Here is a 22,971-nt window from a genome sequence, read left to right on the forward strand (position 1 = left end):
GGAACTTGCGGCGAGTTGGCTGGGGCACTGTGGGAGGAGGGACTTCAGTCCCGACGCGGTGCGCGATCGGAACGCGCACCGCTTCGCTCGTCGCGGCTTCAGCTGCGCTCCAGAACACATGGACGCACGACGCCCACCTCCAGATTCATCCACAGCGCATGTGGATGGTCACTGCGCAAACATGTGGATAACCCTCGGCGCGCCTTGCGGCGCAAGCCTGTCAAGCCGTGTGGTGAAAAATTCACCAGCGTGCCGCCAGCACCCCGAACGCCAGTGGCGATGACAGGGCATGGCGGCACAGCGTGGTGGCGACGCTAGACCGCGGTCAGGGTCAACTCGCCGCCGGTGGTGACGAACTGCTGGCCGCGGCGGATCAGCTTGCGGCCGTCGGCCAGTTCGTAGCGCAGTCCGCTGTCGGCGTGCGGATCGTGCTGCGTCTGCTGCTGGCGCGGCGCATCGTCCTGGAACTCGGTGATCAGATAGGCCTCGCCGTCGGGACCGAGGGCGGGCAATTGGCGAAAGGACATCGGAAGCCTCCTGTCGAACGCTGCATCGAATGCGGGACGCCGGAGCGGCGGCCGCGGGCGCGCGGCCGCAGCGCAGACGCGGCCCGACCGTAGTCCCGCCGCCGTTAGCGCGGCGTGCTCAGTCGATGAACTGCAGGCGAGCGAGTTCGGCGTACAGCCCGTCCTGCGCCAGCAGCTCCGCATGGGTGCCCTGGGCGACGATGCGGCCGTGGTCCATCACCACGATGCGGTCGGCCTTCAGCACGGTGGCCAGGCGGTGTGCGATCACCAGGGTGGTGCGCCCGGCCATCAGCCGCTCCAGCGCGTGCTGCACGGCGTGTTCGCTCTGCGCGTCCAGGGCGCTGGTGGCCTCGTCCAGCAACAGGATCGGCGCGTCCTTGAGCAGGGCGCGGGCGATGGCGATGCGCTGCTGCTGGCCGCCGGACAGGCGCGCACCGCGTTCGCCCAGTTCGCTGGCATAGCCGTCGGGCAATTGCCGCAGGAACGCGTCGGCTTCGGCCGCGCGCGCGGCGGCCTCGACCTCCGCCTCGCTGGCCTCGAGCCGGCCGTAGCGGATGTTGTCGGCGGCGCTGGCGGCGAACAGGGTCTGGTGCTGCGGCACCAGTCCGATCGCCGCGCGCAGTTGCGACGGGTCCAGCGTGCGCAGATCCAGGCCGTCCACCTGCACGCTGCCCGATTGCGGATCGTGGAAGCGCATCAGCAGCGCCAGCACCGTGCTCTTGCCGGCGCCGGAGGGGCCGACCAGGGCCACGCTCTCGCCGGGCCGCACGTGCAGATCGAAGCCGTCCAGCGCCGGGTGATCGGGGCGCTGCGGGTAGCGGAAGCTGACGTTGTCGAAGCGCACCTCGCCGCGCAGCGGCTGCGGCAGCGCACGTGGTTGGGTCGGGGCGACGATCTCGGGACGTTCCTGGAACAATTCGGCGATGCGGCCCATGCCGCCGGCCGCGCGCTGCAGGTCGTTCCAGACTTCGGCCAGCGAGGCCACCGAACCGCCGCCGAACATCGCATACAGCAAAAACTGGCCGAGCGCGCCCGCACTGAGTTCGTGGGCGGCGACCTCGTGCGCGCCCAACCACAGCACCAGCACGATGGCGCCGAAGATCAACACGATGGCCGCGGCGGTGATCAGCGCCTGCGCGCGGACCCGGCGCCGCGCCACCGCCACGGTCTGCGCCAGCGCTTCGCCGAAGCGGCCGCGTTCGTAGCCTTCGCGCGCGTAGGCCTGCACCGTGCGCACCGCGCCCAGGGTCTCGGCAGCGAGGGTGTTGGCGTCGGCGACGCGATCCTGGCTGGCGCGCGAGATCTTCTGCAGGCGCCGCGCGCCGAGCACGATCGGCAGCACCGCCAGCGGGATGCCGAGCAGGGTGTAGGCGGCCAGGTGCGGGCTGGTCACGCACAGCATCACCACGCTGCCGACCGCGGTGACCGTGCTGCGCAGCGCCACCGACATGGTGCTGCCGATGACCCCGCGCAGCAGTTCGCTGTCGGCCGACAGGCGCGAGACCAGTTCGCCGCTGCGGTTGCGGTCGTGGAACCCGGCATGCAGGCCGATCAGGTGCGTGTACAGGCGTTCGCGCAGGTCGGCGACCACCTTTTCGCCGAGCAGCGACACGAAGTAGAAGCGCGTGGCGGTGGCCACCGCCAGCACCACCGAGACCGCGAACAACAGGGCGAACGACTGGTTGATGAGGCCGACGTCCTCGAAGCCATGATCGATCATCTGCCGGACCGCGACCGGAAGGCTCAGCGTGGCGCTGGACGAGATCGCCAGCGCCACCAGCCAGGCGATCAGCAGGCCGCGCCGGCGACGCACGAACGGCCACAGGGTGCGCAGGCTGCCGAGTCTGCGCAGCGACTTGGCCTGGTCGGCCGACGGGGTGTTCATGCGGGGGCGGGTTCCGAACAGCGGACCCGATTGCGAGTGGCGTCGCGCAGGCGGGTTTTCAAGGCGTCGACGCGATCGCGGGGCAGGCGCAGGCGCAGTTCGGCGCCGCCGGCGTCGAAGCGTTCATCGAGTTTTTCCGCGGCGCAGGCGCTCAGCGCGGCATGCACCGCGCCCAGGTCGTCGAAGCCGCAGTGCAGGGTGAGCAGGCTCAAGGCCAGCAACGGTTGCCGCGGCGCCAGGCGCAGGCATTCGGCCGCGCTGCCGCCATAGGCGCGGACCAGGCCACCGGCGCCGAGCTTGATGCCGCCGTACCAGCGCGTGACCACCACCACCACGCGGTCGAAGCCCTGGCCGTCGATCGCCGCCAGGATCGGCCGGCCGGCGGTGCCGGCGGGCTCGCCGTCGTCGCTGGAACGGTATTCGTCGCCGTGGCGGTAGGCCCAGCAATTGTGGGTGGCGTCGGCCACCATCACCTGCTGCACGAACGCCAGCGCTGCGCCGGCGTCGGCGATCGGCGCGGCGTGGGCAATGAAGCGGCTGTGCTTGATCTCCACGCTGTGGCTGACGGGGTGCGGGAGCGTATCGGGCATCGGCGGCATTGTAGACGAGGTGCGCTGCCGGCCTGCGGCGCAGGCGCCGGCAGCGCGCGGCTCAGTCCTGCAGCAGCGGGCGCAGGTCTGCAGGCACCGTGCGGTGCGGGTGGGTGCGCTGGAAGCGCAGCAGGCTGGCGCGGGCGACGTCCAGTTCGCCGCCGTCGCGGCGCTCGCGGATCCGTTGCAGCCAGCGCCGCGGGGGCAATTGTGCGTCGGCCTCCACGGCCACTTCCACTGCGGCCGCCAAGACACCAGCGGAGGACCGTGGCTGCGCCGATGCGGCAGTGGGCGCGGCAGACGACGTCGAAGGTTGCAGCGACAGCGCCTCCGAGGACCCGGTCGCTGCCGCCTGCGCGCGCGGGGCGGCCGCCAGCTTGGCCTGGCGGGCGTCGTCGGTGGGCGCGCTGCGTGCCCAGGTGTCCTGCGTCGTTGCCGCGCGCGCCGGTGCGCGCAAGGCCATGGCGGCGGGGGCGGCTTGCTGTTCGGCGGCCGGTGCGGCAGCCGGCTCGCTGTTATCCGCTGCGATCGCCGGTGGCGGTGGTGCCGGGGCCGGCGGTGCAACTGGCGCCACCATCGCCGGTGACGCGGGAGGGGCCAGGCTCTTCGCGGGCACCGGCTTGCGCGCCTGCGCCTCCGGCAGTGGCGCGGCAGGTGCTTCCGCTTCCCTGCGCGCCGAGGCCACAGGGGCGGGCGCTGTGGCCTTGGGGGCCGCCGGCGCGGTGGCATCCGGCGCCGGTTCCGCGGAGGGCGGTGCCGGCGATGCGGCTGGCGCAGAAGCGGCGTCGGTGGCGGGCGTCGCTGCCGGAGCAGGCGCTGCCGACGGCATCGGCGCCGAGGGCACCGGCGGGCGTGCGCGCCAGGCGATGCCGGCCACCAGCACCAGCGAGGCCGCCAGGCCCAGCCAGGTCGGCCAGCGTGGCCGCGACGCCGGCGGGGCGGCACGCGATGCGGGCGCCGGGCCTGGCCCGGCCGGGTCGGCGGTCGCGATGGAGGCGGGTGCGGACGCTGGCATCGCCGCGGTGGCTTGCGCCCGCGCGCGCTCCGCGGCGCTGCTGGGATACTCCGGGACCTCGGCGGCTCCCGGTGCGGCCGCCGCGCGCGCGGCAGCCAGGATCGCCGCATCCAGCGCCGGCGGCGGCAATGCCTGCCGGCCCAGGCGCAGGCGTTCGGCGAGCGCGCGCTCTTCCGGGGTCAGCGGTTCGTCGGCGCTCATCCGCCCAACCTCGCACGCAGTTTGTCCATCGCATAGCGCAGCCGCGACTTGACCGTCTCGCGGCCGACGCCGGTGATCTGCCCGATCTCGTCCAGGCTCAATTCCTGCTCCAGGCGCAGCAGCAGCACGTCGCGTTGCTCCTCGGGAAGCGCATCCAGCGCCAGTTGCAACTGGCGCCGTTGTTCGAAGGCGGACAACTGCCGCTCCGGGGTGTCGGGGTCCTGCACGCGCGCGGTGCGCAGGTCGGCGTCGGCCGGCGCCGGCGGGCGGTGCTTGGCCGCGCGCCAATGGTCGCCAAGCCGATTGTGGGCGATGCGCAGCAGCCAGGTGGTGAACGCGGCCTGCGGCTGCCAGTCCAGGCGTGCGGCGATCACCCGCTGCCACACGTCCTGGAACAGTTCTTCGGCCAGCGCCCGGTCGCGCAGCTGCCGCAGCAGGTATTGGTACAGGCGGCCGCGATGGCGCAGGTACAGAGTCTCGAACGCGCGTGCGTCGCCGGCGGCATAGGCCAGCATCAGGGCTTCGTCGCTCGCGTCGACCGGGGCGTCCACGGCGGCAAGCCTAAGCGTTCGCCGGTCCGCCGCATAGTCGGGAGGCGGGGGCCCGGGAGAGGGCGTCGATGGCGGACATTCGGACAACATGGGTAGACAAACGCGTATCGCGGCACTTCGGGGTCGATCGGGCATCGATCGGTGCATGCAACGGGTATGCTGGTGGTGAAGGGCGAGCGTGGAGCGGTTCCGGGGGGCCCTGCAGGAGAATCGTTGTCGATGCTGTTCAATTCGTCCGCCACCGCCCGCGAAGACGCTTCCGGCGGCCATGCGCCCGCCCGCACGGCGCAGGCCTTGTGCGGGTTGCTGCCGCCCGGCAGCGCCGTGGTGGTCGGCTGCGGCGACGGCGTGGTCGGGCGCCTCCACGGCGCCAGCGCGGAGGCGCCGGAGTGGCTGCAGGCGCTGGTCGCGCAGACGCTGGCCGCCACCGAGTTGCCACCGTCGACGACAACGACGGTGCTGCACGTACATCGCACCGCCGAGGGGGCCTGCGTGGTCATCGGTGCGCAGGTGACACAGCCGCTGGACGAAGCGTACCGCGCCGCCTGGTGCGAGGCCGCGGTCGCCTTCGGCCTCAACCTGCTCGACACCGAGCGCATGCGCGCGCGCATCGAGGGCCTGGAGAAATCCAAGCAGCTGCAGCAGGCGCTGTACGAGATCGCCGATCTGGCCGGCGCCGATCTGGAAATGAGCCAGATGCTGCAGCGCGTGCATGCGGTGCTGGAATCGCTGATGTACGCGGAGAACTGCTACATCGTCGAATACGACGAAGATCAGCAGAGCATGCGCTTTCTGTACTTCTCCGACCGCCACGACGACTTCGTCGCCGATCCGGAGCAGACCTACTTCCTGCGCGACATGCCGCACAGCCTCACCGTGGGACTGCTGCGCCACGGCCGCGCGGTGCGTGGGCCCTCGGAGCAGGTGCGCGAACGCCTGCAGGTGGGCTACAACGCCGAACACGGCCCGGAGAGCCGCGACTGGCTGGGCGTGCCGATGCTGCGCGAGGGCCGGGTGTGCGGCGCGATCGTGGTGCAGAACTACGACTACTCGCTGCGCTACACCGACGCCGACCGCGCGCTGCTGGCCTACGTGGCGCAACACGTGCAGACTGCGATGGACCGGCGCCATGCGCAGGTGCAACTGGAGCGGCGGGTGCACCTGCGGACCCAGGAACTGCAGCGCGCCAACCGCGACCTGCAGGACGAGATCCAGGAGCGCAAGCGCGCCGAGACGCTGCAACTGGCGCTGTTCCGCATCGCCGAGCTGGCGATCCGCTCGGAGAGCCTGCAGCAGTTCTACACCGAGGTGCACGCCATCGTCGGCGGGCTGATCGACGCGCGCAACCTGTACATCGCGCTGCTGTCCGACGACGACACGATGCTGGAGTTCGTCTACTCGGTGGACGAGTTCACCCCCTACCGGCCGCAACGGCGCCGCGGCCGCGGACTGACCGAGTACGTGATGCGGGTGCGGCGTCCGCAACTGCTCGAACTTCCCGATATCGACGCCTTGCTGGCGCAGGGCGAGGTACAGGAATACGGCCAGCGCCCCTACAGCTGGCTGGGCGTGCCGCTGTTCGACGAAGGCGAGGTGATCGGCGCGATCGTGGTGCAGAGCTACATCGCCAAGGTGCGGTTCACCGAGCACGACCAGCGCCTGCTGACCTTCGTTGCGCACAACGTCGGCAGCGGGCTGGCGCGGCAACGCGCGCAGGAACGGCTGCGGCTGGCGCACGCGGAGCTGGAGCAGCGCGTGGACGAGCGCACCCGCGAACTGGCCGAGGTCAACGAGCAATTGCTGGCGCAGATCGCCGAACGCTGGCGTGCCGAGCAGCGCCTGACCCACCAGGCGCTGCACGATGCGCTGACCGGATTGCCGAACCGATCGCATCTGCTGGACCGGCTCAGCGAGGCGATCTCCCGTGCCCGCGGCGGCGGCAGGACCTTCGCCGTGCTGTTCCTGGATCTGGACCGGTTCAAGCTGGTCAACGACAGCATCGGCCACGCCGCCGGCGACGAGATGCTGGTGCAGGTCGCCAAGCGCATCGTCTCCACGATCCGCGGCCAGGACGTGGTGGCGCGCCTGGGCGGCGACGAATTCGCGGTGCTGACGCCGTGCGAGCACGGCCTGGACGGCGCGCGCGAGCTGGCGCGGCGCCTGCTGCACGTGCTCGGCCAGCCGATGTGGGTGGCCGGCCGCGAATTGTTCCCGTCCGGCAGCCTGGGCATCGCCGCCTGGCATCCGCGCTACCACAACGGCGAGGAGATGCTGCGCGACGCCGACGCGGCCATGTACCGGGCCAAGGCGCAGACGCAGGACCGCTGCGTGGTGTTCGACGAGGCCATGCGCGAGGCGGCGCTGCGCAGCCTCGATCTGGAGGCGGACCTGCGTCGGGCGATCAACAACCGCGACTTCGAGCCGTTCTACCAGCCGATCGTGCGCCTGCGCGACGGCGAGGTGATCGGCCACGAAGCGCTGCTGCGCTGGCGCCACGAAAGCCGCGGGCTGCTGGTGCCGAGCCAGTTCATCGACCTGGGCGAGGAGAGCGGCCTGATCGAGCAGGTGGACTGGCTGCTGTACGCGCAGGTGATCCGGCGCCTGGCGCAGAGCGAGGGCGGCTACGTCTCGGTCAACGTCTCGCCGCGGCATTTCCGCTCGCCGGATTTCACCGAGCGGCTGTTCGGGCTGATCGACACCGCCGGCGCCGATCCGCGCCGCCTGCGCGTGGAGATCACCGAGGTGGCGCTGCTCGACGACGCACCGCGCACCCTGACCATCCTGCAGGCGCTGCGCGAGCGCGGCGTGCTGGCGCAACTGGACGACTTCGGTACCGGCTTCTCGGCGCTGTCCTACCTGCACCGCTTCCCGATCTCGGTGCTGAAGATCGACCAGAGCTTCGTCGCCGGCCTGCAGGACGAGGGCAGCACCGGCAGCCACGCGCTGGTACGCGGCATCCTTGCCCTGGCCAGCACCCTGGGGATCGAGACCGTGGGCGAGGGCATCGAGACCGAGCAGCAACTGGCGACATTGCGCGAGCTGGGTTGCGACTACGGGCAGGGCTATCTGCTCGGGCGCCCGGCCGCCGCGCCGCAGCTGCTTTGAGGCGATCGGGTGCGGAGCGCGGCGCCATGCGCCCGTTGCTCGCAGCGCGACGCGTTGCGGCGCGTTTGTTCGATTCGCGCCTCCGATGCTGGAGCGACTGAAGATGCCGTCATGGCAGGTTGCCGCGTAGGAGCGGCTTCAGCCGCGATGGGTTTTATCGAGCACGCCCGTCGCGGCTGAAGCCGCTCCTGCAGGACACGTCCTGTCGGTATAGGCGGCGGCCTAAACGGTTCGCCACGCGCCAAGCGCTTGCCGTGGATCGGATGCGCCTGGCGCAACGCGTTGCGCCGCTTTTTGTCGATCCGCGCCGCAGGAACAATCGTGCGCCGGAATTCATGACGCGTCGCCACGCGTCATGACGTTGCCGCTTTCGGCGTCTCAGCGCAACGCGTTGCGGCGCTTTTCATCAATCCGCGCCATGCAAGCAGTGAGGCGCCGGAATTTGTAACGCGTCGCCACGCGCGAGGCGCTAACCGCCGATCGGATGCTCTCAACGCAGTGCGTTTCGACGCTTCTCGTCGATCCGCGCCGCAGTGGCGGTGAGGCGCCGGAGTCGGTAGCGCGTCGCCACGCGCATTGATCCCGCCGCCCCTCAGACGCTCCTAGCGCAGCGCGTTGCGTCGCTTTTCATCAATCCGCGCCATGGAAGCAGTGAGGCGCCGGAATCTGTAACGCGTCGCCACGCGCCAGATGCTTACCGCCGATCAGAGATGCTCTCAGCGCAGCGCGTTACGGCGCTTCTCGTCAATCCACTTCGACGCCTGCGCCGGCGTGTACTCCCGCATCCAGCCCAGCATCGTGTCGATGTCGCTGCCGTACCACAGGTCGGCGCGCTGGTCCGGGTGCAGGAAGCGCTCCTCGACCATGCGATCGATCATGCCGATCAGCGGCGCGTAGAACCCTTCCACGTCGAGGAAGGCACAGGGCTTGTTGCCGATGCCGAGCTGGCGCCAGGTCAGCATCTCGAAGATTTCTTCCATGGTGCCGAAGCCGCCGGGCAGGGCGACGAAGGCATCGGACAGGTCGAACATGCGCGACTTGCGCTCGTGCATCGAGCCGACGATCTCCAGCTCGGTGAGGCCGCGGTGCGCCACTTCCCAGTCCGCCAGTTGCTTGGGGATCACGCCGGTGACCTCGCCGCCGGCGGCGAGCACCGCATTGGCCACGGTGCCCATCAGGCCGACATTGCCGCCGCCATAGACCAGGCGCAGTCCCTGTTCGGCGATGCGTGTGCCCAGCGCGGTGGCACGTTCGACATAGGCGGGCTTGTTGCCGGCGTTGGAGCCGCAGTAGACGCAGATGCTTTTCATCGGGAATGGGGAGTCGGGAATGGGGAATAGGGAAAATCAAAAGCCGAAACGCATAACGCCGGACTCGGGCCCGGCGTTATGCAGTGGGAATGCAGTGCCGGGAATGCGCTTGCCATTCCCGATTCTCCATTCCCGTTTCCCGGCCTCAATTGGCCTTATGAATCGCCCGCTTGCTCACCGCCATGGCCGCGTCGTGGATCGCTTCGGACAGGGTGGGGTGGGCGTGGCAGATGCGCGCCAGGTCGTCGGCCGAGCCGTTGAACTCCATGGTCAGCACGCCTTCGTGGACCAGTTCGGAGACGCCGACGCCGACCAGGTGCATGCCCAGGACGCGGTCGGTCTCGGCGTGGGCGATGACCTTGACGAAGCCCGCGGGCTCGCCCATCGCCACCGCACGGCCGATCGCGGCGAACGGGAAGCTGCCGGCCTTGTACGGCACGCCTTCGGCCTTGAGCTGCTGCTCGGTCTTGCCGACCCAGGCGATTTCCGGCTCGGTGTAGATGACCCACGGAATGGTGTCGAAGTTGACGTGGCCGGGCAGGCCGGCGATCAGTTCGGCGACCGCGATGCCTTCCTCGAAACCCTTGTGCGCGAGCATCGGCCCGCGCACGCAGTCGCCGATCGCCCACACGCCGTCGACGCCGGTATGGCAGTGCGCATCGACCTCGATCTGGCCGCGCTCGTTGACCTTGACGCCGGTACCGTCGGCCAGCAGGCCCTTGGTGGCGGCGCGGCGGCCGACGGCCACCAGCAGCTTGTCCACGTTGAGGGTCTTCTCGCCTTCGCTGTCGCTATAGGTGACGACCACTTCCTGCTTCTTGCCCTTGCCGGTGACTTCGGTCTTGGAGACCTTGGCGCCGAGCTTGATGTCCAGGCCCTGCTTCTTGAATTCCTTCAAGGCGGTCTTGGCCACTTCGGCATCGGCCAGGGCCAGGAAGTCCGGCAGCGCTTCGAGGATGGTGACCTCGGCGCCCAGGCGCTTCCACACGCTGCCCAGTTCCAGGCCGATCACGCCGGCGCCGATCACCGCCAGGCGCTTGGGCACTTCGGTGAAGTCCAGCGCACCGACGTTGTCGACGATGGTCTCGCCGTCGAACTTGGCGAACGGCAGTTCGATCGAATCCGAGCCGGCGGCCAGGATCACGTTTGTGCCCTTCAGCTCGACTTCGCTGCCGTCGTGCTGCTTGACCTTGACCACGTTGCCCGGCTGCCCCGCGTTTGCTTGGAGCTCGCCGAAGCCGTAGTACGGGGTGATCTTGTTCGCCTTGAACAGCATCGCGATGCCGCCGGTGAACTGCTTGACGATCTTGTCCTTGCGCCCGACCATCGCCGCGACGTCGATCTTGGCATCCTTGAAGCTGATGCCGTGCTCGCCGAACAGGTGGCCCATGTTCCAGAACTGGCGCGAGGAATCCAGCAGCGCCTTGGACGGAATGCAGCCCACGCGCAGGCAGGTGCCTCCGAGCGCCGGCTTGCCGTCCTTGCCCAGCGCCGCGTCGATGCACGCGGTCTTCAGGCCCAACTGGGCGGCACGGATGGCCGCGTGATAGCCGGCGGGACCGGCACCGATGACGACGACGTCGTATTGTTCGCTCATTTCATTCGCTCACACGGGAATGGGGAATAGGGAATGGGGAATCGCAAAAGCGCAGGCGCCTGCCGCCTCCCTTCCAGGTCCAGGCGGGAACAGGGCAGGGAAATGGGCGCTTGTCCCATTCCCCACTCTCCATTCCCGATTCCCGGCGCTTACAGACCGAACAGCATCCGGCCCGGGTTTTCCAGTTGGTTCTTGATGTCGACCAGGAACTGCACCGAGTCCTTGCCGTCGATGATGCGGTGGTCGTAGGACAGCGCCAGGTACATCATCGGCGCGATCACGACCTGGCCGTTCTCGGCGATCGGACGCTCCTTGATCGCGTGCATGCCCAGGATCGCGCTCTGCGGCGGGTTGATGATCGGGGTCGACAGCAGCGAGCCGAAGGTGCCGCCGTTGGTCACGGTGAAGGTGCCGCCCTGCAGTTCTTCCAGGCTCAGCTTGCCGTCGCGCGCCTTCTTGGCGTAGTCGGCGATGCCCTGCTCGATGTCGGCGAAGGACTGCCGCTCGACGTTGCGCAGCACCGGGGTGACCAGGCCCTTGTCGGTGGACACGGCGATGGAGATGTCGCTGTAGCCGTGATAGATGATGTCGTCGCCGTCGATCGAGGCGTTGACCAGCGGGAAGCGCTGCAGCGCGTTGGCCGCGGCCTTGACGAAGAAGCTCATGAAGCCGAGCTTGATGCCGTGGGCCTTCTGGAACTCGTCCTGCAGTTCCTTGCGTGCCGCCGAGACCTTGGCCAGGTTGACCTCGTTGAAGGTGGTCAGCATCGCGGTCGAGTTCTTCGACTGCATCAGGCGCTCGGCGATGCGCTTGCGCACGCGGGTCATCGGCACGCGCTCTTCCGGACGCGCACCGCTGGCCTTGCCGGCGCCGCCGTTCTTGGCGTAGTTGAGGATGTCTTCCTTGGTCACCGCGCCGCGGCGGCCGGTGCCTTCGACCTGCGACGGATCCACGCCTTCGGTGATGGCGCTGAAGCGTGCGCCCGGCGGCAGGCTGGACACATCACCGGCGGCCTTCGGCGCGTCGGCCTTGGCGGCCTTCGGCGCTTCCGCGGCGGCGGCCTTGGGCGCTTCGGCCTTCGGGGCCTCGGCGACCTTGGCCTCGGCCGGCGCCGCAGCGGCGGTCGCGCCTTCCTCGATGATCGCCAGAATCTGCGAGCTGGTCACGGTGGCGCCGGTCTCGAACTTGATCTCCTTCAGCACGCCGTCGACGGGCGAGGGCACTTCCAGCACGACCTTGTCGGTCTCCAGGTCCACCAGGTTCTCGTCGCGCTTGACCGCCTCGCCGGCCTTCTTGTGCCAGCTGGCGATGGTGGCATCGGATACGGATTCGGGCAGTACCGGAACTTTGACTTCGGTGGCCATTGCAGGGGGCGTCCTAGTGGTGTCTTTATTTGAAGTGTGAAAGGGTGTTTATTCAGCGACTTGGTCGTTGAACGGATTCAACAGCGCATCGGCGACCAGCTTCAGTTGTTCTTCCACGTGCTCGGCGAAGTGGCCGGCCGCGGGAGACGGCGAGCGGGCGCGGCCGGCGTAGTGCAGGCTCTGTCCGTCGGCCAGGCAGGCCTGCAGGTGGTGCTTGATCTGGTACCAGGCGCCCTGGTTCTGCGGCTCTTCCTGGCACCAGACCAGGTCGGTGGCATTGCCGTAGCGCTTCAGCTCGGCCGACAGCAGCTCGCGCGGGAACGGATACAGCTGCTCCACGCGCAGGATGGCGACGTCGTCCTGGCCGCGCTTGGTCTGGTCCTCGAGCAGGTCGTAGTAGACCTTGCCGGAGCACGCGACCACGCGCTTGACCTTCTTCGGGTCTGCCTTGGCGTCCGGGATCAGGTGCTGGAACTCGCCGTCGGCCAGTTCCTCCAGCGTCGACACCGCCAGCTTGTGGCGCAGCAGCGACTTGGGCGTCATCACCACCAGCGGCTTGCGCGTGGACATGCGCATCTGCCGGCGGATCATGTGGAAGGCCTGCGCCGGGGTGGTCGGCACGCAGACCAGCATGTTCTCCAGCGCGCACAGCTGCAGGAAGCGCTCCAGGCGTGCGGAGCTGTGCTCCGGGCCCTGGCCTTCGTAGCCGTGCGGCAGGAACAGCGACAGGCCCGAGATGCGGCCCCACTTGGCTTCGCCGGCGGCGATGAACTGGTCTATCACCACCTGCGCGCCGTTGGCGAAGTCGCCGAACTGCGCTTCCCAGATGCACAGCGCGTTGGGATCGGTGGTGGAGTAGCCGTACTCGAAGCCCATCACCGCCTCCTCGCTGAGCAGCGAGTCGATCACGGTGGCGTCTTCCGGGTTCTCCACCAACTGCCGCAGCGGCAGGTAGTAGCTGTCGGTCTTCTGGTCGTGCAGGATCGCGTGACGGTGGAAGAACGTGCCGCGGCCCGCGTCCTGGCCGACCAGGCGCAGCTTGTGGCCTTCGCCCAGCAGGGTGGCGTAGGCCAGGTTCTCGGCGAAGCCCCAGTCGCCCGGCAGTTCGCCGGCGGCCATCTTCACCCGGTCCTCGTAGATCTTGGCCACGCGCGGGTGCAGCTCGACGCCGCCCGGGATGGTGGTGATGATCTTGGCCAGCTGATCCAGGGTCTTGCGCTTGACCGTGGTGTCGACCTTGTCCGCCAGCTTGCCCGACAGGTACTTGGACCAGTCGATGGCGAATTCGTCGGGCTTGCGGGTCGCCAGCTCGGTGGTGTATTCGCCCGAGTCGAGCTTGTTGCGGTAGCCGTCGACCAGCGCCTGCGCCTCGCCGGCCTGCAGCACGCCTTCGCTTTCCAGCTGGGCGGCGTACAGTTCGCGGGTGGTCTTGTGCTTGCGGATGGTCTGGTACATCACCGGCTGGGTGGCCGCCGGCTCGTCGGCCTCGTTGTGGCCCCAGCGGCGGTAGCAGACCAGGTCGATGACCACGTCCTTGTTGAACTGCTGGCGGAAGTCGTAGGCCAGGTTGGCCACGAACGCCACCGCGTCCGGATCGTCGCCGTTCACATGGAACACCGGCGCGCCGATCATCTTGGCCACGTCGGTGCAGTACAGCGTGGAACGGGCGTCGTCGCGGGCGCTGGTGGTGAAGCCGATCTGGTTGTTGACCACGATGTGCACGGTGCCGCCGACCGCGAAGCCGCGCGCCTGCGACATCTGGAACAGCTCCATGACCACGCCCTGGCCGGCGAACGCGGCGTCGCCGTGGATGATCACCGGCAGCACCGACTTGCGCGCGGCGTCGCCGTAGCGCTCCTGGCGCGACCGCACGCTGCCGACCACCACGGGGTCGACGATTTCCAGATGTGAGGGGTTGAACGCCAGCGCCAGGTGCACCGACTTGCCGTCGGCCACCGCCACGTCGGCGGAGAAGCCCATGTGGTACTTCACGTCGCCGGTGTGGGCGCGGTCGTCGTGGGCGTGCTCGAACTTGCCTTCGAACTCGTCGAACAGCTTGCGCGGGTTCTTGCCCAGGGTGTTGACCAGCACGTTGAGGCGGCCGCGGTGGGCCATGCCGACCACGATGTCCTTGACCGTGTCGCTGCCGGCGCGCTGCACCAGCACGTCCATCATCGGGATCAGCGAGTCGCCGCCTTCCAGCGAGAAGCGCTTCTGGCCGACGTACTTGGTGTGCAGGTAGCGCTCCAGGCCCTCGGCGGCGGTGATCCGCTCCAGGGTGCGGCGGCGGCTGGCGGTGTCGCCGGCGATGTTGCCGCCCGCGTTCTCCAGGCGCTGGTAGATCCACTGGCGCTGTTCGAACTCGGAGATGTGCATGAACTCGCTGCCGATCGACCCGGTGTAGGTCGCCTTCAGCCGCGCCAGCAGGTCGCGCAGTTTCATCCGCGGCTGGCCGCCGAGGCCGCCGGTGCTGAACTCGCTGCCCAGATCGCTTTCCGACAGGCTGTGGAACGGCAGGCCCAGATCCGGCGGGTTCACCGGCGGGGTCAGGCCCAGCGGATCCAGGCGCGCGCCGAGGTGGCCGCGCGACCGGTAGGCGGTGATCAGGCGGCCGACATGGCGCTCGCGCTCGTCGCCGCTCGGGCCGGTGCCGCTGTTGGCGGCCTGGCGCGCGGCGCTGGCGATGTGGGCGATGACCGCCGAGTGGGGGACGTCACCGGCATCGCGGCCCTGGAAGCCGTCGAAGTAGGTTTTCCACTTGGGATCGATGCTGTCGGGAGAGACCAGATACTGCTCGTACAGGTCTTCGATATAGGCGGCATTGCCGCCGGCGAGTTGCGATGACTGCGCAAACTGCTTGAGTAGATTGTCCACGATGGTGGGGTGCGGTCGCTTTGTTTGGGATGGCTTGCGGCAGGAACCGGCGGACGCGAGGGCCGCGCGGGCGTAATCAAGCGCAAAAATTATACCCCCATGAACCAGCCGGGGTGTGCATTCGGCGTGGTCAAGGCCGATCCCGGTTCATCCGTGGCGCGCGCGGCGGCGCCGGTCCGGCCCCCTTACCAGCCCAGGGCGCGCAGTTCGCTGCATGGGCGCGCACGCTCCCAGACCCGGTCGAAGGTGGCGCGCAACTGGCGTGCGCGGCCGCCACCGAGCAGGTCGGTCTCGCCGTCGTAACGGTGACCGAGTCCACGGAAGTAGTAGCCGCCGCCGTCGTTGACCAGGTAGGCGGTGGCGTCGCTGCGGTCCACCGGATCGCTGACTTCGCGGAACTCGAACACGCTGGGCAGGCGCTGTGCCAGCGCCAGCAAGGGGGCGCCGGCTCGCTGCGGCGCGGCCGCGTCGTGCAGCAGCACGCGCACCTGCTTGGCATGCGCGGCGACCGCGAAGCGCCGCACCTGTTCCACCACGCGGGCATCGTCGAGCAGGCCGGGATCCAGCATGCGGCTGTGGATCAGCACCTGGCGGCGGGCCTGCGCCAGTACCGCGATGCTGGCGGCGATCGCCATCGCCGCGTCCTCCACCGCCACGGCGCCGTCGAAGCGGCGGCGCAGCGGCACGGCCTCCGCGGTGGCGGCCACGCCGCCCGGGGGCGGCAGGAAGCCGTGGCGGGCGCAGAACGCCAGTGCCGCGGCCGGCACCTGCAGTTCCAACTGCGGCCAGTGCCGGCGCTGCGCTGTCTCGATCAGGCCGCGCAGCAGCGCGCCGCCGACGCCGCGCCCGCGCCAGTCCGGCAGCACCGCCAGCGCGGCGATCCGCCGGTCCGCGCCGAGCCGGGCCGCGCCCACTGCCTGGCCGTCGTCGCTGCGCGCGACCAGATGGTCGCCCAGCGCGTCCAGCGCGGCCGCGGCGTCGGCCAGGTCCACGGCGGTGCCGGCCGCGGCACGCAGCGCGCGCAGTTCGGCGCCGTCGCGGACGGGATCCAGCGCAGCGATGCGGAAACCGGGGCCGGGCATGGTCGGATCAGGCCGCGTCGGCGTCCTCGTCGGTGGCGTCCTCGGCCTCCAGCGGCTGGTAGAAGCCGCCTTCGATCAGCTCCAGCAAGGTCTGCCTGCCGGCTGCCGACAGCGCCGCGTAGTCGGTGCCGTCGATGTGTTCGGCCGCGGCCAGGCGTTTGGCGTCCTTGACCGGCAGCGCGAACTCCTGGCCGCTGCAGAACAGCATGGCGCCGCGGCTGGCACGCCGCCACGCCGGCCGCGCCCAGGGATGCCGCTGCAGAACCAGGCCCTGTTCCAGCGCGGCGGCGATCTCTTCCGCCGGCGGCAGGCCGGCCGGCGGCAGGATGTCGCCGGCGGCGCGGTAGGTGGTGATGAAGCGGCCGAACCAGGCGCCCAGCTTGTCCGGGTCGTTCATGCGCAGCGCGTTCAGCGCCTCGACCACGCGGCCCATCGCCGCCGCATCGATCTCGTAGGGATCGGCCGGCGCCTGCAGGTCTTCGTCGTGGTAGCGCAATGCCTCGTCGGCGCCGTCGATCAGGGTGTCCAGGTAGTCGGCGATCAGCTCGGCCGAGGACGGTGCGCGCATGCCCACCGAGAAGGTCAGGCAGGCGTCCTCGGCGACGCCGTGGTGCGGCACCAAGGGCGGCAGGTACAGCATGTCGCCCGGCCCCAGCACCCAGTCGTGGGTCGGGTCGAACTGGCGCAGCAGCTTCAGCTCCACGTCGTCGCGGAAGTCGGTCGGCGGCGCGGGGCGGCCCAGCGCGACGCTGGCGTCGATCTGCCAGCGGCGGTGGCCGTGGGCCTGCAGCAGGAACACGTCGTAGTGGTCCACGTGCGCGCCGACCGAGCCGCCGCGCGCGGCGAAGCTGACCATCACGTCGTCCACCCGCCAGCGCGGCAGGAAGCGGAACTGCTCGAGCAGGGCGCGGATGTCCGGGTCCCACTTGTCCACGTCCTGCACCAGCAGGGTCCAGTCGTGGTCGGGCATGCCCGGGAATTCGTGCTCCTGGAACGGGCCGCTGCGCACGCGCCAGCGGTCGTTGGCGCGATCGTGCTCGACCAGCCGCGACAGCGCCGCCTCTTCGCAGGCCAGGCCGGCCAGGTCGCCGGGCTCGATCGGCGAGACGAAGTTGGGGAAGGCGTTGCGGATCAGCAGCGGGCGCTTGTGCCAGTAGTCGCGCAGGAAGGTCGCGGCGGGCATGCCCAGCGGTTGCCCGGGGCGGGCGTGGAGTTCGAAGGCGGGAGCGGCGGTCTTGCGGGCAGCCATGTGCGGTGGGTCCTTGCGACGCGGAAGGTAAAGGGCAGGCGCAGCGGCGCCGGCCGACCCCGCCATTGTCCGCCGGTTTGGCGCGTGGGGCCATCGCGCTGGTCTTCGTGTGCGCCGCTGTGCGCGGATGGACGGCCGCGCGGAGGCCCTGACGGTGTGTCGTGACCGCGCAACGTGGGTGACCCCGTGCGCGCAGGCCAGGGGCGGCGCCAGGCGCATCCGGACTGGGCGATGACGGCGACGCCCCGGGGGTAGGCCAGGGCAGTGGGGGCGCAGCGCCGCTCGCGCTATTGGACGAGGATGCGGTTGTCGCGGCCGCTGTCGTCGACCTGGGCGCTGCCGCTGCGCTGGACGATGGCATTGCCGTTGCCCTGCAGGGCGATGGTGTCGATCTCGCTGGCCTGCAACTGGTTCTGGTCGCCGGACACGTCCAGTGTCGCGATGCGCGCCATTTGCAGCCGGCCATGGCGGCCGAACAAGGCGACCTGCTCGGCATCGCCACGCATCGCGATCTGGGCGTTGTCGCCGAGCACGCGCAGGGTGTCGGCCCGCTCGATCTGCAGGTTGCCGTTGCGGCCGAACAGGCTGACGGTGGCGCAGTGGCCGTGCAGCACCAGGGTGGCGTCGCGGCCGACGATGTTCAGGTCGCGACCGTCGCAATCGATGTCGCCGCTGGCCGAGGCGGCCATGCGGATCGGCGCCTCGGCATCGCGCTCGTCGCCATCGGCGATGTCGCCGGCCGACGGCGCCGCCGCGATCGGCGGCGCGGCCTGCATGACCACGGTGCGCGGGGCGGCAGTGTGTGCGCCATCGCCGGCCGGCGGGCGTGGCGCCTGCGCGCAGCCGGCCAGGACCAGCAGCGGCAACACAAACAACGGGGTGGGTCTCATCGCGGGGCTCTGCTGTGAGCCACCAGCATGCCCCCGGCCGATTAACCCAGGATGGACGGGACTAGGGCGTGCCATCAATCCCCGAGCATGCCGCGCCGTGGCCCTTCGGGTTGGGCCTGGCAGGCGCGCTGCCGGCGCCGCGCGGCTTGACCTGACGGCCAGTCAGGCGCTGCGCCACGCAACGCCGGCAGCGCGCCTGCCAGACCCAACGCGGCATACTCGGGAATGGGTGACGCGCCCTAGACGCCGCGCGCCAGCCGTTCGGCCAGGCCGACGTAGCCGCCCGGGGTCAGCTCGCGCAGGCGCTGCTTGGCGTCCTCGGGCAGGTCCAGGGTCTCGACGAAGGCGCGCATCGATTCGGCGGTGATGCCCTGGCCGCGGGTCAGCGCCTTGAGCTGCTCGTAGGGGTTGGGCAGGCCGTGGCGGCGCATCACCGTCTGCACTGCTTCGGCCAGCACTTCCCAGGCGGCATCCAGGTCGGCGTCCAGGCGCTCCGGGTTCACGGTCAGCTTGCCCAGGCCCTTGGCCAGCGAGTCCAGCGCCACCTGGGTATGGCCGAAGGCGGTGCCGAGCGCGCGCAGCACGGTGGAGTCGGTGAGGTCGCGCTGCCAGCGGCTGATCGGCAGCTTGGCCGAGAAGTGCTCGAACAGGGCGTTGGCGATGCCGAAGTTGCCTTCGGCGTTCTCGAAGTCGATCGGGTTGACCTTGTGCGGCATGGTCGAGGAGCCGACTTCGCCTTCCTTGAGCTTCTGCTTGAAGTAGCCCAGCGAGATGTAGCCCCAGATGTCGCGCGCCAGGTCGATCAGCACGGTGTTGGCGCGGCGGGTGGCGTCGCCCAATTCGGCGACGTTGTCGTGCGGCTCGATCTGGGTGGTGTACGGGTTGAACACCAGGCCCAGGCTTTCCACGAAGCGCTGCGCGAAGCCCGGCCAGTCGACGTCCGGGTAGCTGGCGACATGGGCGTTGTAGTTGCCGACCGCGCCATTGATCTTGCCGGTCAGCTCGACCGCGGCGATCTGCCGGCGCTGGCGCTCGAGGCGCGCGACGACGTTGGCGATCTCCTTGCCGAGGGTGGTCGGCGAGGCGGTCTGGCCGTGGGTGCGCGACAGCATCGGCTGCGCGGCCTGCGCATGGGCCAGCGCGCGCAGCGTGGCGGTCACCGCGTCCAGGGTCGGCAGCAGCACCTCGCGTCGGGCCTGCTCCAGCATCAGCCCGTAGCTGAGGTTGTTGATGTCCTCGCTGGTGCAGGCGAAATGCACGAACTCCAGGGCCGGGCCGAGTTCGGCGTCGTCCTTGAGCTGCTCCTTGATGAAGTACTCCACCGCCTTGACGTCGTGGTTGGTGGTGCGCTCGATCTGCTTGACCCGCGCCGCGTGCTCCACGCCGAAGCCCTCGGCCAGCGCGCGCAGGCGCTGCGCCGCCGCCGGCGAGAACGCGGCCAGTTCGCCGATAGCCGGCTCGGCGCCCAGCGCCAGCAGCCATTCGATCTCCACCTTCACCCGCGCCCTGATCAGGCCGTATTCGGAGAAGATCGGCCGCAGGGCGTCGACCTTGCCGGCATAGCGGCCATCGAGCGGGGACAGGGCGAGCAGGGCGGAATCGGACATGGCGGGGGCGTGGGGTGGTGTCGGCGGGGGCGCCATTCTACGTCGGCGCGGCCTCGGCCGGCGCCAGGCGTACCGTCACCGCCTGGATGCGGTGCCCGGCCATGCGCTTGACCGTGAACAGGTGGCCGTCGATCTCCAACTGCTCGCCTTCCTCGGGCAGGCGCTGCAACTGATGCACGATCAACCCGCCGACCGAGTTGAGATGCTCCGGCGCGCGCAGGTCGTGGCCGAGCAGGCGTTCGAGGCGGAAGATCGAGGTCGAGCCGGCCACCAGCACACTGCCGTCGGCGCCGCGGGTCGGCGCGTCCTTGACCACGTGCGGGTGCTCGTCCTCGATGTCGCCGACCACCACTTCCAGCAGGTCTTCCAGGGTGAAGTAGCCGAGGATGCGGCCGTGCTCGTCCACGCACAGCGCCATGTGCGTGGTACCGGTGCGGAAGCGCTCCAGCACCAGCGGCACCGGCGTTTCCAGTGCGATCAGATTGGCCGGGCGCAGCAGCGGGCGCAGGTCGTCGCTGCGGCGGCCGCGGGCGATCTCCACCAGCAAGTCCTTCATATGCAGGATGCCCAGCACCTGCTCGCCGTCGCGGTCGAACCACGGATAGCGGCTGTAGCGGCTGTCGGCGAACTCGGCCATCACCGCGTCCAGCGCCATGCCGTCGCGGAACCCGCGCAGATGGTCGCGCGCGCGCATCAGATCGCCGGCCACCAGTTCCGGCAGCTCCAAGGCATGGCTCATCAGGGTCAGCTCGTGATCGGGCGCACCGCCGGCGGGTTGCTGGCGGCCGACGATCAGCTTCAGTTCCTCGCGCGAATAGCGATGCGAGGTGTGCTCCACATCGCCCCAGCCCGCGGCCTTCAGCAGCGCGTTGGCGCTGGTGTTGAGCAGCCAGATCGCCGGATACATCGCCCAGTAGAACAGGTACAGCGGTGCGGCGGTCCACAGCGACATGCGCTCCGGGCGGCGGATCGCCATCGACTTGGGGGCCAGTTCGCCCAGCACGATGTGCAGGAACGAGATGACGCTGAAGGCGATGACGAAGGCGCTCAGGCGTGCCGCCTCTTCGCTCAGCCCCAGCAGGTCGAACAGCGGCTGCAGCAGGTGCGCGAAGGCCGGCTCGCCGACCCAACCCAGGCCTAGCGAGGACAGGGTGATGCCGAGCTGGCAGGCCGACAGGTAGGCGTCGAGGTGGCCGTGCACGTTGAGCAGCAGGCGGCCGCGCCAGCCGTGGTGCTCGGCCAGGCCCACGGCCTGCGTGTGGCGCAACTTGACCAAGGCGAACTCGGCGGCGACGAAGAAGCCGTTGAGCAGCACCAGCAGCATCGCCACTGCCAGCAGCAGGAGGTTGCCGATCATGTGCGTTCCCCGGCGCGCGCGGCTGGCGCGTCATGGCGCCGGGCGGGAAGGGTGGAAACGGCGGGGTGCGTGGTCCGGCGCGGCGTGCGCCGGCATCTACAGTCTGAATCGTCGCCCATGGCGGCGTGAGGGTTCCATCGGTGATACGTCGCCGCAGTCTAGCCGATGCGTTGCGTCGTTGCCGCGTGCACGCGCCGTCCCGCGCATTCGGTCACATGGCACCGCAGCCACATGCACCATGGATCAGCGCGCAGAACCGCTGTCACGAATCCCCACTCCCCACTCCCCGGCCTTTCAGCAGCCGAATGGCTGATCATCCCAGCCCTTCAACCATCACGCCGCGACGATCTTTTCGTTTGCTAGACTTTCTGTAACCGTTTTCAACCTCGATATTCCCCATGAAATCTTCCTTGCGTCTGGCGGCGCTGGCCGCCGCTGTGTCCGTTTTTCTCACCGCCTGCGGTGGCAAGCCTGCGGCGACACCGGCCGGTTCCGATGCCAGTGCGGATGCCAACCATGCATCCGCCGATGCCGGCGCCAGCGACGCGGACCAGGCGCTGACCGGCAAGCTCAACGCCTACATCGAATGCTTCAACAAGGTCGATGGGCGCATCCACGAAGGCGCGCAGCAGTACGTGCGCTGGATGGCCGACCCCAAGGCCGGCCCCACCGGCAAGGAAACCAGCGTGTACGGGCCCGCCCCGATCGACGAGTACGCGATGAAGCTGTGCGATGCGCCGATGACCCAGGCGATCGCGGCCAAGCCGTCGCTGCCGGCGCTGGATGCCGCGGCGAAGCGCTATCTGGCCGCCTTGAAGACGCTGCAGCCGCTGGCCAACCAGGCGCGCGACTACTACGACCGCGAGGACTACCAGGACGACCAGTTCGCCAAGGGCAAGCAACTGCATGCGCCGCTGATGGCCGCGCTGTCCGAATTCCACGAGGCCAGCAAGGCCTTCAGCCACGAACTGGAGGCGCAGAACGACGCCGCGCAGCGCGAGCAACTGAAGGCGATGGAAAAGGCCGAGGGCCGCACCCGCGATTTCTATCGGCTGTCGATGATGCTCGAGGCCAAGGACATCGTCGGCCTGATGCAGGACGACGACTTCGACACCGCCAAGGCCACGGCATTGGTGGCCGGCTTCAACAGCCTGTCCGACGAGGCGCATGCCAAGGTCTCCAACCAGGAGCCGGGCAAGTCCGACTGGACCGGTTTCGAGACCGCGGCGGAGAACTTCCGCAAGGAATCCAAGGCGCGCATCAAGCGGGTGGCGGAGAAGATTCCGTACAGCGAGTTCGAGCAGCGCTCGATGGACAATCCGATCGTCGCGCCGGAGGGTTCGCCGGCACGCTTGCTCAAGAGCTACAACGACCTGGTGTTCCAGAGCAACCGCCAGCGCTGAGCGTGCGGGCCGGCGGCGCATGCCGCTGGCCCCGTCGCGCCGTCGCCACGGCGGGGCGGCATGCCGTCGTCCCGTCTTTCGCCGACAAGCGGGCGCGGTGTGCTCCTTCCGCAGCACGCCGCTGGTGCGCTTGCAGGGCGAGCATCATTCCGCGTACACGTTGCGGGGCTCAGTGGATCGATCCTCGATCATGTACGCCTGCCGACTTCGGCGGTCCGCCGTGCATTCCTCGCCTCCAGACATTCCTAACATCCGCCGGCGCACACTGCTGACGCCGGGCGCTGCGCCGCGGATAATGCGTGCGCCAGCCGCAGTCCCGCCAGCCTGCCTCCCCGGACGTCCGACGACGGCGCCGATGGATTCC

The 22,971-nt window shown here is 69.6% G+C and carries 16 protein-coding genes; 2 read left to right on the forward strand and 14 right to left on the reverse strand.

Features of this window, described 5'->3' with window-relative positions; genetic code table 11:
- Positions 1–314 precede the first annotated feature (314 nt).
- The 5 genes from SLW56_RS07420 to SLW56_RS07440 form a co-directional block, all read right to left on the reverse strand.
- Positions 315–527, reverse strand: coding sequence for a hypothetical protein (locus SLW56_RS07420; protein ID WP_017917721.1), 213 nt, complete (start codon positions 525–527; stop codon positions 315–317).
- A gap of 118 nt (positions 528–645) precedes the next feature.
- Entirely contained in the window at positions 646–2,412 is a 1,767-nt protein-coding gene (locus SLW56_RS07425) for an ABC transporter transmembrane domain-containing protein (RefSeq protein WP_320694594.1), read from the reverse strand.
- Positions 2,409–3,002, reverse strand: coding sequence for a YigZ family protein (locus SLW56_RS07430; protein WP_017908536.1), 594 nt, complete (start codon positions 3,000–3,002; stop codon positions 2,409–2,411). Before SLW56_RS07430 ends, SLW56_RS07425 begins: the two co-directional genes overlap by 4 nt.
- Before the next feature lie 61 nt (positions 3,003–3,063).
- Positions 3,064–4,218, reverse strand: a complete 1,155-nt coding sequence (locus SLW56_RS07435; protein ID WP_320694595.1) for a hypothetical protein — start codon at positions 4,216–4,218, stop codon at positions 3,064–3,066.
- Positions 4,215–4,769: an RNA polymerase sigma factor gene (locus tag SLW56_RS07440; RefSeq protein WP_017915811.1), complete on the reverse strand. Its 555-nt coding sequence runs from the start codon at positions 4,767–4,769 to the stop codon at positions 4,215–4,217. Before SLW56_RS07440 ends, SLW56_RS07435 begins: the two co-directional genes overlap by 4 nt.
- 219 nt (positions 4,770–4,988) lie before the next feature.
- Here SLW56_RS07440 and SLW56_RS07445 point away from each other — a divergent pair, with 219 nt between their 5' ends.
- Complete coding sequence (locus SLW56_RS07445; protein ID WP_320694596.1) at positions 4,989–7,874, forward strand: EAL domain-containing protein; 2,886 nt, start codon at positions 4,989–4,991, stop codon at positions 7,872–7,874.
- 716 nt (positions 7,875–8,590) lie between these two features.
- On the opposite strand, the gene SLW56_RS07450 is transcribed toward SLW56_RS07445, so the two are convergent.
- The 9 genes from SLW56_RS07450 to SLW56_RS07490 all read right to left on the reverse strand — a co-directional run bounded on the left by SLW56_RS07450 (position 8,591) and on the right by SLW56_RS07490 (position 21,204).
- On the reverse strand, positions 8,591–9,184 hold the full coding sequence (locus SLW56_RS07450; protein WP_017913415.1) for a TIGR00730 family Rossman fold protein: 594 nt from the start codon (positions 9,182–9,184) through the stop codon (positions 8,591–8,593).
- Positions 9,185–9,329: 145 nt separating this feature from the next.
- Positions 9,330–10,781 carry a dihydrolipoyl dehydrogenase gene (gene lpdA / locus SLW56_RS07455; protein WP_148829753.1) on the reverse strand — a complete coding sequence of 484 codons (1,452 nt, stop codon included), beginning with the start codon at positions 10,779–10,781 and terminating at the stop codon, positions 9,330–9,332.
- 149 nt (positions 10,782–10,930) lie between these two features.
- Positions 10,931–12,145, reverse strand: coding sequence for a dihydrolipoyllysine-residue succinyltransferase (gene sucB, locus SLW56_RS07460; RefSeq protein ID WP_017909176.1), 1,215 nt, complete (start codon positions 12,143–12,145; stop codon positions 10,931–10,933).
- A gap of 48 nt (positions 12,146–12,193) precedes the next feature.
- Positions 12,194–15,019, reverse strand: a complete 2,826-nt coding sequence (locus SLW56_RS07465) for a 2-oxoglutarate dehydrogenase E1 component (protein ID WP_043092181.1) — start codon at positions 15,017–15,019, stop codon at positions 12,194–12,196.
- Between the two features lie 185 nt (positions 15,020–15,204).
- Positions 15,205–16,101: a GNAT family N-acetyltransferase gene (locus SLW56_RS07470; RefSeq protein WP_267092397.1), complete on the reverse strand. Its 897-nt coding sequence runs from the start codon at positions 16,099–16,101 to the stop codon at positions 15,205–15,207.
- Between the two features lie 7 nt (positions 16,102–16,108).
- A complete protein-coding gene (locus tag SLW56_RS07475; RefSeq protein ID WP_150410498.1) occupies positions 16,109–17,350 on the reverse strand; it encodes a cupin domain-containing protein in 1,242 nt (413 codons plus the stop codon).
- Between the two features lie 287 nt (positions 17,351–17,637).
- Positions 17,638–18,240 (reverse strand): DUF3060 domain-containing protein, encoded by a 603-nt coding sequence (locus tag SLW56_RS07480; RefSeq protein WP_267092396.1) that lies wholly within the window; start codon positions 18,238–18,240, stop codon positions 17,638–17,640.
- A 239-nt stretch (positions 18,241–18,479) separates the two neighbouring features.
- Entirely contained in the window at positions 18,480–19,847 is a 1,368-nt protein-coding gene (gene purB / locus SLW56_RS07485; protein WP_320694597.1) for an adenylosuccinate lyase, read from the reverse strand.
- Positions 19,848–19,884: 37 nt separating this feature from the next.
- The gene (locus tag SLW56_RS07490) at positions 19,885–21,204 is read right to left on the reverse strand and encodes a hemolysin family protein (protein WP_320694598.1); all 1,320 of its coding nucleotides are present in this window, start codon (positions 21,202–21,204) and stop codon (positions 19,885–19,887) included.
- 398 nt (positions 21,205–21,602) lie between these two features.
- Here SLW56_RS07490 and SLW56_RS07495 point away from each other — a divergent pair, with 398 nt between their 5' ends.
- A complete protein-coding gene (locus SLW56_RS07495; RefSeq protein WP_320694599.1) occupies positions 21,603–22,607 on the forward strand; it encodes a YiiG family protein in 1,005 nt (334 codons plus the stop codon).
- Positions 22,608–22,971 lie beyond the last annotated feature (364 nt).

The organism is Xanthomonas sp. LF07-6 (genome assembly GCF_034105445.1).
Lineage (GTDB): Bacteria > Pseudomonadota > Gammaproteobacteria > Xanthomonadales > Xanthomonadaceae > Xanthomonas_A > Xanthomonas_A sontii.

Bases quoted from the DNA above. Each gene is read 5' to 3' on its own strand.
- SLW56_RS07420 (WP_017917721.1), bottom strand. From the start codon at position 527: ATGTCCTTTCGCCAATTGCCCGCCCTCGGTCCCGACGGCGAGGCCTAT.
- SLW56_RS07425 (WP_320694594.1), bottom strand. From the start codon at position 2,412: ATGAACACCCCGTCGGCCGACCAGGCCAAGTCGCTGCGCAGACTCGGC.
- SLW56_RS07430 (WP_017908536.1), bottom strand. From the start codon at position 3,002: ATGCCCGATACGCTCCCGCACCCCGTCAGCCACAGCGTGGAGATCAAG.
- SLW56_RS07435 (WP_320694595.1), bottom strand. From the start codon at position 4,218: ATGAGCGCCGACGAACCGCTGACCCCGGAAGAGCGCGCGCTCGCCGAA.
- SLW56_RS07445 (WP_320694596.1), top strand. From the start codon at position 4,989: ATGCTGTTCAATTCGTCCGCCACCGCCCGCGAAGACGCTTCCGGCGGC.
- SLW56_RS07450 (WP_017913415.1), bottom strand. From the start codon at position 9,184: ATGAAAAGCATCTGCGTCTACTGCGGCTCCAACGCCGGCAACAAGCCC.
- lpdA (WP_148829753.1), bottom strand. From the start codon at position 10,781: ATGAGCGAACAATACGACGTCGTCGTCATCGGTGCCGGTCCCGCCGGC.
- sucB (WP_017909176.1), bottom strand. From the start codon at position 12,145: ATGGCCACCGAAGTCAAAGTTCCGGTACTGCCCGAATCCGTATCCGAT.
- SLW56_RS07470 (WP_267092397.1), bottom strand. From the start codon at position 16,101: ATGCCCGGCCCCGGTTTCCGCATCGCTGCGCTGGATCCCGTCCGCGAC.
- SLW56_RS07475 (WP_150410498.1), bottom strand. From the start codon at position 17,350: ATGGCTGCCCGCAAGACCGCCGCTCCCGCCTTCGAACTCCACGCCCGC.
- SLW56_RS07480 (WP_267092396.1), bottom strand. From the start codon at position 18,240: ATGAGACCCACCCCGTTGTTTGTGTTGCCGCTGCTGGTCCTGGCCGGC.
- purB (WP_320694597.1), bottom strand. From the start codon at position 19,847: ATGTCCGATTCCGCCCTGCTCGCCCTGTCCCCGCTCGATGGCCGCTAT.
- SLW56_RS07490 (WP_320694598.1), bottom strand. From the start codon at position 21,204: ATGATCGGCAACCTCCTGCTGCTGGCAGTGGCGATGCTGCTGGTGCTG.
- SLW56_RS07495 (WP_320694599.1), top strand. From the start codon at position 21,603: ATGAAATCTTCCTTGCGTCTGGCGGCGCTGGCCGCCGCTGTGTCCGTT.